Source organism: Saccharopolyspora sp., assembly GCF_017434145.1.
GTDB lineage: Bacteria > Actinomycetota > Actinomycetes > Mycobacteriales > Pseudonocardiaceae > Saccharopolyspora_C > Saccharopolyspora_C galaxeae.
Genome location: NZ_JAFRFW010000176.1, coordinates 1 through 8740, shown reverse-complemented (window position 1 = coordinate 8740; position 8740 = coordinate 1). Strand labels below are relative to the sequence as shown.

At 71.9% G+C, this 8740-nt stretch carries 8 protein-coding genes; 1 reads left to right on the top strand and 7 read right to left on the bottom strand.

Annotated elements, in window-relative coordinates; all coding sequences use genetic code 11:
- The 7 genes from IJH84_RS05035 to IJH84_RS05005 all read right to left on the bottom strand — a co-directional run.
- Positions 1-452: hypothetical protein (locus IJH84_RS05035; RefSeq protein ID WP_295140842.1), on the bottom strand; the 452-nt coding region annotated here is incomplete at its 3' end.
- Positions 453-465: 13 nt separating this feature from the next.
- The gene (locus IJH84_RS05030) at positions 466-1389 is read right to left on the bottom strand and encodes a hypothetical protein (RefSeq protein ID WP_295140839.1); all 924 of its coding nucleotides are present in this window, start codon (positions 1387-1389) and stop codon (positions 466-468) included.
- A gap of 7 nt (positions 1390-1396) precedes the next feature.
- Positions 1397-2221 carry an ABC transporter permease gene (locus tag IJH84_RS05025; protein ID WP_200073461.1) on the bottom strand — a complete coding sequence of 275 codons (825 nt, stop codon included), beginning with the start codon at positions 2219-2221 and terminating at the stop codon, positions 1397-1399.
- Entirely contained in the window at positions 2205-3203 is a 999-nt protein-coding gene (locus IJH84_RS05020) for an ABC transporter ATP-binding protein (protein WP_295140833.1), read from the bottom strand. Before IJH84_RS05020 ends, IJH84_RS05025 begins: the two co-directional genes overlap by 17 nt.
- Positions 3176-4579 (bottom strand): lanthionine synthetase C family protein, encoded by a 1404-nt coding sequence (locus IJH84_RS05015; RefSeq protein ID WP_295140830.1) that lies wholly within the window; start codon positions 4577-4579, stop codon positions 3176-3178. Before IJH84_RS05015 ends, IJH84_RS05020 begins: the two co-directional genes overlap by 28 nt.
- Positions 4576-7764, bottom strand: a complete 3189-nt coding sequence (locus tag IJH84_RS05010) for a lantibiotic dehydratase (RefSeq protein WP_295140827.1) — start codon at positions 7762-7764, stop codon at positions 4576-4578. Before IJH84_RS05010 ends, IJH84_RS05015 begins: the two co-directional genes overlap by 4 nt.
- A gap of 67 nt (positions 7765-7831) precedes the next feature.
- Positions 7832-8005: a gallidermin/nisin family lantibiotic gene (locus tag IJH84_RS05005; RefSeq protein WP_200073465.1), complete on the bottom strand. Its 174-nt coding sequence runs from the start codon at positions 8003-8005 to the stop codon at positions 7832-7834.
- Between the two features lie 309 nt (positions 8006-8314).
- On the opposite strand from IJH84_RS05005, the gene IJH84_RS05000 reads away from it, so the two are divergent.
- The coding region (locus IJH84_RS05000; protein ID WP_295140819.1) for a sigma-70 family RNA polymerase sigma factor at positions 8315-8740 on the top strand (426 nt) is incomplete at its 3' end.

Here is an 8740-nt window from a genome sequence, read left to right as displayed (position 1 = left end):
TGCTGCACCGTCGCCGCCGCCCCATCCGCCTCGGTGGCGGCGGGCGGCGGTGCGGTGACCAGCAAGCCGAGGCCTTGCCGGATCGTTGCGGTCTCGCCCGCCCCGGCCACCAGCGCCGCCCGCAGCAGCACCGCCAGCGAGTGCGAGTCCTGCGCACGGGCCGCGTTCACCAACCGGGCTTCCAGCGCGAGCACGACCCGTTCCCGCAGCTCGCCGGCGAGTTCGGAGCTCAGCGCGATTCCGGTCACCTGGTCCGCGAAGTACTCGTCACCGGTGTGCAGCATCGAGGACCAGTCGAGTTCGACGGCACCGTTCGCCGGGACCGGCAGGACCTGCTCGGGGTCCTGCGGACAACGGCGCAGCGCCACGTCGGCCAACCGCCTGCCCAGCGCCGGTTCTCGCCCCTCGGCGGAGTGCAGCGACGCGCGCAGCGCGCTCAGCCGATCGAGCAACCGAGCACGGTGATCAGCCACGGGACGCCCTCCCGGAGGCGGCCATGACGGCCACCATGGTGGTGTGGAAGCAGGTGCCGAACAGGTACGCCGCCCGCTTATCACCGTCTACTTTGGACAACACAGCGGAGTCGTGCAGCGGGCTCGGCACCGCGCCGTCCGCTCGCTGCGCCGAGGCGATCCGCTGCCACCCGTGCTCGACGAGTCCGCGGCAGTGCACGCCGAGGATGTCCGCGCACAGCAGCAGCTCCCCCGCCAGATCCAGGTCGTCGCGCGCCAAGCACGCGCCGAGCAGCACCGACACCGTGCGGCCCGCCTTCTCCCGATCCGCCAGGTCCGATCCGGACACCGGCCGGGAGCCGAAATCGGACAGGTAGAACAGCACGTGAGTCAGCGCGTACACCTCGTCGTCGGCGAAGGACAACGGCCCTTGCCGGGTGGTGAGCACGCTGTTCCGATGCGACTGATCCGTCCGGTACCCGCTGCGGTCGAAGCCGCCGAGGTCGAGGACGTAGCGCAGTTCGAGGCGGTTCAGCGCGGGCCGGTCGGCGGCGAACAGCTCACCGGTCCCGGTGTCCAGCACGGCTTGGACCAGCGAACGCGCGCGGGCGGGAGCGCGTCCTGCATCGGTGAGCAGGGCGACGAGATGCGCGTGGTAGGCGAAGGCCGGTCCGCCCCGGCTCAACTCGTCGTGAAATCCGGTTTCCGCGCAGACGACCTCGGCCGCCCGGTGCGCGGCCGTGCCGATCCGTTCCGCCCGTTCGGCGTGCGGGCCGCCGCGCAACAGGCGAACCAGGATCAACAGCTCCAGCAGCGGGGCGGCGCGGAACCTGCGGGGTGGCAGGAATCGTTCCCAGCGCGCGGGCTCGAACCACTCCAGATTGTTCTCCAGCCAGCGCAGACCGTGCTCGGCCACTCGCTCTGCGGAGCCGGTCACCGCCCGCTCACCTGCCCACGCGCAGCCGGACCGCGACACCGGCCACCGCGCCGAACGCCAGCAGCAGCACCAGGTCGAAAAGCGGATTCGCCTGCCCGCCACCCGGCACCTGCTCGCCGGCGGCGTTGAGCAGCACGTGCCGGACCAGGTCCACCGCGTAGCTCATCGGGTTCACCCCGACGACCGCGGTCAGCCAGCTGGGCAGCTGATCCGGCCGGAACACCGCGCCGGACAGGAACAGCATCGGGAACATCAGCAGCGCCACGCTCGATTGCAGCGTCTGCACCCGGCGGATCGCGGTCGCCAGGAACAACCCGATCGCGGAGAACACCATGCCGGCCACCGTGTAAGCCAGCGTCGCACCGAGGAATCCGCGCAGCGTCAGCGGAACCGACAACAACGGCGACAGCAGCAGCATGATCGCGCTCTGCACGCACACGATGATCCCCGTCGCGACCATCTTGCCCGCGGGCAGGCACACCTTCGGGGTCGGTGCGACCTGCATCTCGCGCAGTACCCCGAACTCCCGATCCCACGCGTAGCCGAGTCCCGAGTTGATCGCGACGGTGACGATCTGGATGGCTATCACCCCGGGGAAGACGTAAGCGCTGAACGGCAATCCCCCGTCCGGAGCGATCATGCTGTTGAAGCCGACGCCGAACACGACCACGACGAAGACCATCTGCATCGCCTGCGTCGCCAGCATTCCCGGATTGCGCAGCTGCCGGATCAGATCCCGCTGCGCGATCACGCCGATCGACCGGAACGCGCCCACCGCGGCGCGCTCGCCCAGCCCGCTGCTGCCGCTCGGACGCTCAAGCAAGTTCGTCATCGCCACCTCCCGGGCCTGCACCGCCGCTGCGGGTGGCGGACAGGTAGACGTCGTCCATCGTCGGGTGCACGGCGCGCACTTCCACGACGCCGGTTCCGGCGCACCCGACGATCTCGGCGATCGATTTCTCGGGTTCCGCGCAATCGACCCGGAGAGCACCGGAATCCGACGAGACCCGCCAGCCCGCGGCCACCAGGTTCGCGCTAGCCACCGCATCGTCCTGGGTGCGCAGCAAAACGCTCGACCTGGCCAGACCGAGCTTGAGCTGATCGGCGGAACCCCGGCGGACGAGCCGCCCGTCGCTGATGATGACGATCTCGTCGGCGACTTCGGCCTCGTCCATGTAATGCGTGGAGAACAGGATGCTCACGCCCAGTTCGTCGCGCATCCGCCGCAGGTCGTCCCACACCTTCGCGCGCGCCTCCGGGTCCAGGCCGGTGGTCGGCTCGTCCAGCACCAGCAATCCCGGGCCGTGCAGCAACGACCGCGCGACCTCCACGCGGCGCGCCAACCCCCCGGAGAGGTTCCGGACGGCGTCCGAACGCCGATCGGCGAGCCCGAACCTGTCCAGCACCGCGTCGATCCGTTGCCGGGACTCCTTGCTCCGCATCCCGAACAGCCGGGCGTGGAACCAGAGGTTGCGGTACACCGACAGGTCCTTGTCCAGCGTGCGCTCCTGGAAGACCAGACCGAGCTGGGCGCGGGCGGCGACGGCGTCGTGCCGGATGTCCCGTCCGAAGATCCGGATCGTCCCCGACTCGCAAGGCACCGCCGTGCTGACGGCTCCCAGCACGCTGGACTTGCCTGCCCCGTTGGGGCCCAGCAGCGCGGTGACCTGCCCGGCCGGGGACGAGTAGCTGAACTCGTCCACCGCGAGCACCGACGGGTAGCGCACCACCAGCCGGTCGATTTCCAGCGCGGCCACCGGGCCGGCGTCCGCACCGGTCCGGTCCATCACCGCAGTCCGAGGCACCACTGCCATACCGGTGCACCCCCTTCGTCGTCGTCCGGATGCGCTGCGGCGTGCAGCGCGGCGGCCACACCGGCGGCCCCTTCGAGCAATCCGGCCACGTCCACGGCCTTGTGCACGCGTCCGTCGCTGCGTTGCCCGCCCGGGTAGCGCATCAGGTGCGGGAAGTGGAATTCCGCCCGATCATCGCCCAGTTCCAGCACCGAGCGCACCAACCGGGCCGTACCGGCGAGCAGCTCGGCGGAACCGGTATCCACCCCGATGCGGGTGCAGATCGCCAACAGGCCCGCGTATCCGTGGCAGATCGTCGGGCCGTCGACGGCCCACTCCGCCTCGTCCCGCCGCAGTGCCGCCTGCAACGCGGAGACCGCTTCGGCCGTCCACTCGGGCCGGTCCAGCGCGGTACCGGCCGCGTGCAACCCGATCGCGACGCCCGGTGCCCCGTAGCACCAGGCGGTGCGGGTGATCGGGCGGGTCAGCTCGCTCGGGCCCGCGATCTGCTGGGCCAGTCCGATCCGGCACGGCCAGTACGGACCTGCGTCATCGGTCAGCTTCCAGTGCAGCAGCCATTCGACCGTGCGGGTGATCGCAGCGCGGTGCCCCGGCACCTCGTAGCCGTACGACGCCGCCCGGGACAGCACCGCGAGCGGGCCGGGCGCACCGTGCGCCAACCCGAGGTTGAAGTCGCCCTCCGGGTAGTCGGCACGATCGCGGTCGGTCGGTTGCGCCTCCGGCGGCACCCACCACCCCGGTACCTCGTGTCCCCGGACATGGATCGGTTCGGTGCAGCGGACCAGGTGCCGCAGCCCGGCATCGAGGGCTTCGCGCACCCGCGAACCGGACTCGGCCGGATCGCGCGCGGATTCCAGCAACACCCGGACCGAACCGGAAACCCCGTTGATCAGGTCGTACCCGGACCAATCCACCCCGGCGCCCTGCTGGGCCCGCAGGTGATCGACCTGCGCGAGCACCAGCTCGGCCAACCGGCCGGCCAGTTTCGCCCGCATCCGGGCGTAATGACCGCTGCCCGCCGCCGCGGCCTGCGCGGCCGCCAGCAACGCCGCCGGGCCGGCGAACAGCCCGCGGTGCGGCGTGCTCGGCAACGCCTCCGCCGCACGGGACAGGTGCTCGTGCGCGGTCGCGCGCCACCGGGTGTCCTGCCGTGCCAGTTCGCCGTAGAACGCGGCCACTCCCGGCCAGCCGTTGGACAACGTGACCGGCGCCCACATCACGTTCCCGTAGATCGGATCCCGGTTGTCGTCGCGGCCGGCGACCGCCGCTACCCGGTCCGGATCCGCGAGCTTGTCCGCGACCACCGCCACGGCCTCGTCCACTCGGTCCCGGTCCGCCGCCGCGATCGGTGCGGCCGACTCCGTCCGGACGTTCATCCGGTGAACCTCCTTCGGTTCGCGTTGTCCTGCACCGCTCCTCTGGCCAGCGCGATCACCTCCCGCTCGCGCTCGCTGTCCCCGCCGAACAACCGGTTGCAGTGCATGTGCAGGAGGCTGCCGAGGAAACGTCCTTCCCCGATCCGGCAGTCGCCGTCGACCCGCTGCCGGTCCATTTCCGCGCGCACCGATGTGACCAGCTCGTCGCGCCCCCGCAGGTGGCCGAGCACTTTGGCGCCGAACACCGCTGCCGCCAGCCCGGTGCTACCGCCTGCCGGATCGACCAGGCCCGCCCAGTACGCGGGTGAGCGGCGATACCGCTTCGGCAGGTCGCGGCGGGTTCCGGTGCGGCCGAGCCAGAACTCCGCCGCCGCGGCGCCCGGGTCGGTCCCGGGCGGGCCGAACGCCTCGGCCAGTGCGGCGACCGAGATCGCGGCGAGGGTGTCCAGGTCGTAGGGGCATTCCGGGTCCGCCGCCAGGCTCAGCAGTTCGATCGCGGCCGCGCTGTCGGCCTGGAACAGCCGCTCGACGGCGGGCGCCAACCGGATTCCGCCGTAGCGCTCGTACTCCGGGTCGTACTGGTCGATCCGGTGCGTGCGCAGCAGGCCCTCCTGCTGCCAGTCCAGCAACGTGCGACCGAGCTCGGGTACGACATCGGACCACAACCGGTGCGGTTCACCGTGCAACCGCAGCCGCAGGTGGTGCCCGTCCGGATCGGTGTAGCGCAGGAAGAACCACCGGTCCGCGCCGAGTTCGCGGGCCGTGTCGACGAGCGCGCCGAACCGGTTGCGCAGCAGGTCGTCCTGTCCCCGCGCGGTGCCGTAGAGCTTCAGGTAGAGCCATTCGCCGCCCGGACCGTGCGCGCGCTCGCGCGGCTCCCGGTAGGCGGGAGTGGCCGCGCGGCGGGGCTCCGGGTCGCGTCGCCGCAGCGGCACCACCACTTCGCCGATGTGCCCGGCGAGTTCGCCGTGCAGCCAGCCCTCGTGCTCACCGGCCACCTCGTGCACGACCAGGTCCGGGTCCTTGCGCACCTCTTCCAGGAGCAGCTCGACGTGCCACGGGTCGTCCAGGTCCAAGCCCAGGCGTTGGTCGTTGCTCACGATCAGCACGTGGCGCGGCACGTCGTAGCGCGCGCGCCACCGCGCCACCGCCTCCGCGGGGTCGCGCCCGGCAGCCGCTTCGCGCACGTCGTCGAGCCGCCACACGGCGGGGGCCAGCACGAATCGGCCGAAGCGGATCCGCGGCACGAACGGTGAATCGGCCAACCGGCCCCACTTCCACGGTTCCCACAACCGCTGGCCTTCCAGGCCGATCTCCCACAGCAGCCGGGCGGCGTTCGGAGCCTGCGCCGGGGCGCTGACCATGTTCGCCAGCACCGGGGTCAGCTCCCGTCCGGTCGGCAGGTGCACCGCGCACAGCCGTTCCAGCGTCGCGCCGACACCGATGTCGCCGAGCCGGATCTCCGCGGCACTCGGCGAGTCGAACACGCCGACGCCGATCCGGTGCCCGGTGTCGGGCGCGGTGTGCGCCAAGTTCGCCGCTTTCCCGGAACGGGGCAGGAAAGCCAGGTCCGCGCGCAGCGCTCCGGCCACGTGCGTCGGCAACGCCGAGGACTCCTCGTGCAACCGCCGCTCGTGGTCCGCGTCGAGGGCACCGGCGAAGCGCATGAAGGTCGAGCCCGCGTGGTGCGAGCCGGGGCTCGGCGACAGCGACACCAGGAATTCGCCGTCCAGCAACCGCTCCGCGGAAGGGGCCGCGACCTGCACGGTCACCTCGCACGAATTCGGAACCTGCGCGGGCTCGGCCGCACCCCGGCACAGCGCGCGCATCGTCGAGGCGTCCACGACCACCTCGCGGTCGCCGCTGCGCAGCGCGTCCGCGAGCAGGCGGTGCAGGAGGCGGTCCCGGTCCCGGTCGGGTTCGGCCTCGGTCCGCGCATCCGGGACATCGCTGTTCGGCCAGGAATAGCCGGCGGGGGGCCCGAGGCCGACGTTGCCGTCCAGCAGGTCCAGCAGCGGAACCAGCCGATCCGTGCCGTAGCGCTCCAAGAACTGCGCGTGGTAGTCGCGCAACGCGTGCAAACCGATCTTCGGGGTGGAGGTCCGCCACATCAGCTCGGCGGCACCGGCCACCTCCGCGGCGACCGCTGCGGGCAGGGCGGTGCTCCCGGCGAGCCGGGCGTCCACGTGCAGCGGCGTGGGGTGCTGGTGGATGCGCTGCGCATCGGCGACGGTGTCCGCGAGCGCGGCCGCCCCGGACCCGGCCGGGATGCGGTCGTAGGCGGCGATGCGATCGGCGAGTTCGCGCAGTTCCAGGTGTCGCTGCGCCACCGGAGCGGCGTTCGCGGCGTCCAGCACTTCGCACAGCCGGGTCAGCGGGTCCGAGCCGTCCAACGCCGGGCGCAGCTCGGTCAGCAGCACTTCCTCCGCGATCAGCGAACTCAGCAGCCCGCGCACGCGCTCGCGGGCACGCTCGCCGAACTCCGCCACCAGCCGTTCGGTCAGCTGCCCGAGCCGAACGGGCTCGGTCCCGAGCTCCAACGCACGGCGCACCGGTGCGCTGTGCCGCACCGACACCCGGGCACGGCTGTTACGCCCGGGAACCGCCCCGAAGGTCGATGCGCAGTCCAGCACCACCCGATCGCCGCGCACCACGAGCGCCGGATGCGCGTGCACGCGCAGCGCGGGCATCTCGACGGCACGGGTCTCCAGCTCCTGCACGACCCCGAGCAACCACTGCATGTCGACCTGGGTGCGGGTGCGCTGGCTGCCGCGCGCCGGTGTCCGGGGCAACCGCCCGGCATCGACGTCCGACTCGAAATCGCCGCAAGCCACACCCGCGAACAAGCCGAACGGCGTCGGCCGGGTGCGCATCCGCAGGTCGTAGCGCAGCACCGCGAACGCGGCCCGCCGCAGCTGAGCCGGTAGGACCGCACCGCCGTCGCCCGCGGCCACTCGGAGCAGCAGTCCGCGCAGGCTGGGACTGGCCAGCGCCAGCGCTTCCATCAGGTGCTCGTCCTGGACCGCTCGCCGCAGCAGCCGCGAACACGCGGCCTGGGCACCGGCGTCGGTTTCCGCACCGGTCAGCTGCGGCCGGGTGGCACCGAGCGGGGCGCGGAGCAGGTAGAAATCCCAAGCGGCGAACAGGTCTTCCCGAAGCGGCTGGGCGTGCGCTGGATCGTCCATCCCGGACTCCTCGACTCGCGGGCGGAACCGCCGGGGCGGGCGGAACTCGCCCCGGCGGCATCCGGAATCAGCAGCAGTGGCTGCAGTTCGAGCCGCCGCCCTCGCTGGTGCACCCGGGGGTGCAGTACGAAACGCTGGTGACGGCGGGGTTGGCCATGGTGGCCTCGAAGCCGACCTCCAGGTCGAGGTCGAACAGGTCGACCTCGGCCTCGGCGACGGCCTGGTCCGTAGCAGCGGACATGGTTACCTCCGTGATGGATCGGTGGTGCCCGGCGGGCACCTTGATCGGATTCGGCTGCACTCCCGGCCGGTGCCGGCCCCAGACCCGGTTGCGTGCAGCCCGTTCAGATCAGCAACCGGATCTCGCCGCGGCAACCGATCCGGGCCGGAATGGCAGAACTGGCAGTGCCCGTGGCGGATCTGCGGCCGCCGTCCGCCGCCCGGAAGTTCGAAAACGGTGGATGTCGCCGTGAACCTTCGCGAATGCCGGTGCTACGTACCTTCACTGAGGGATTCTGGTCGCTCGAGACCGGAGGCGATGGGAAACAAGGTGACTGAGGCAGGCACGCACTCGGCCGGGCTGCTGGCGCGCGTCGCCGAAGGCGACGAGGAGGCGCTGGGCCTGCTCTACCGCGAGCACGCGGGTTCCATGCTGCGCTTGATCGGGCGGCTGACCACGAACCGGGCCGAAGCCGAGGAGATCTTGCAAGAAGCCTGGCTGGCGGTATGGCAGTCCGCGGCAGCCTTCCGGGGTGACAGCGCGCCCCGCGCCTGGCTGCTCGGCGTGGCCCGCAGGCAAGCGCACAACCGGCTGCGCCGCGCCGCGCTGAGCACGGCGGAGCTGGACGCGGCGGCTCAGGTGCCGCAGGCAGGCCCGGACGTGGAGGACCGGGTGCTGGCGGGAATGGAGTTCGAGCAGGTGCTCGCGCGGGTGCGGGACCTGCCGCGGCATCTGCGGGAGGTGCTGGACCTGGTG

Coding starts and splice junctions, on each gene's coding strand:
- IJH84_RS05025 (WP_200073461.1), bottom strand. CDS start 2,221: ATGACGAACTTGCTTGAGCGTCCGAGCGGCAGCAGCGGGCTGGGCGAG.
- IJH84_RS05020 (WP_295140833.1), bottom strand. CDS start 3,203: ATGGCAGTGGTGCCTCGGACTGCGGTGATGGACCGGACCGGTGCGGAC.
- IJH84_RS05010 (WP_295140827.1), bottom strand. CDS start 7,764: ATGGACGATCCAGCGCACGCCCAGCCGCTTCGGGAAGACCTGTTCGCC.
- IJH84_RS05005 (WP_200073465.1), bottom strand. CDS start 8,005: ATGTCCGCTGCTACGGACCAGGCCGTCGCCGAGGCCGAGGTCGACCTG.
- IJH84_RS05015 (WP_295140830.1), bottom strand. CDS start 4,579: ATGAACGTCCGGACGGAGTCGGCCGCACCGATCGCGGCGGCGGACCGG.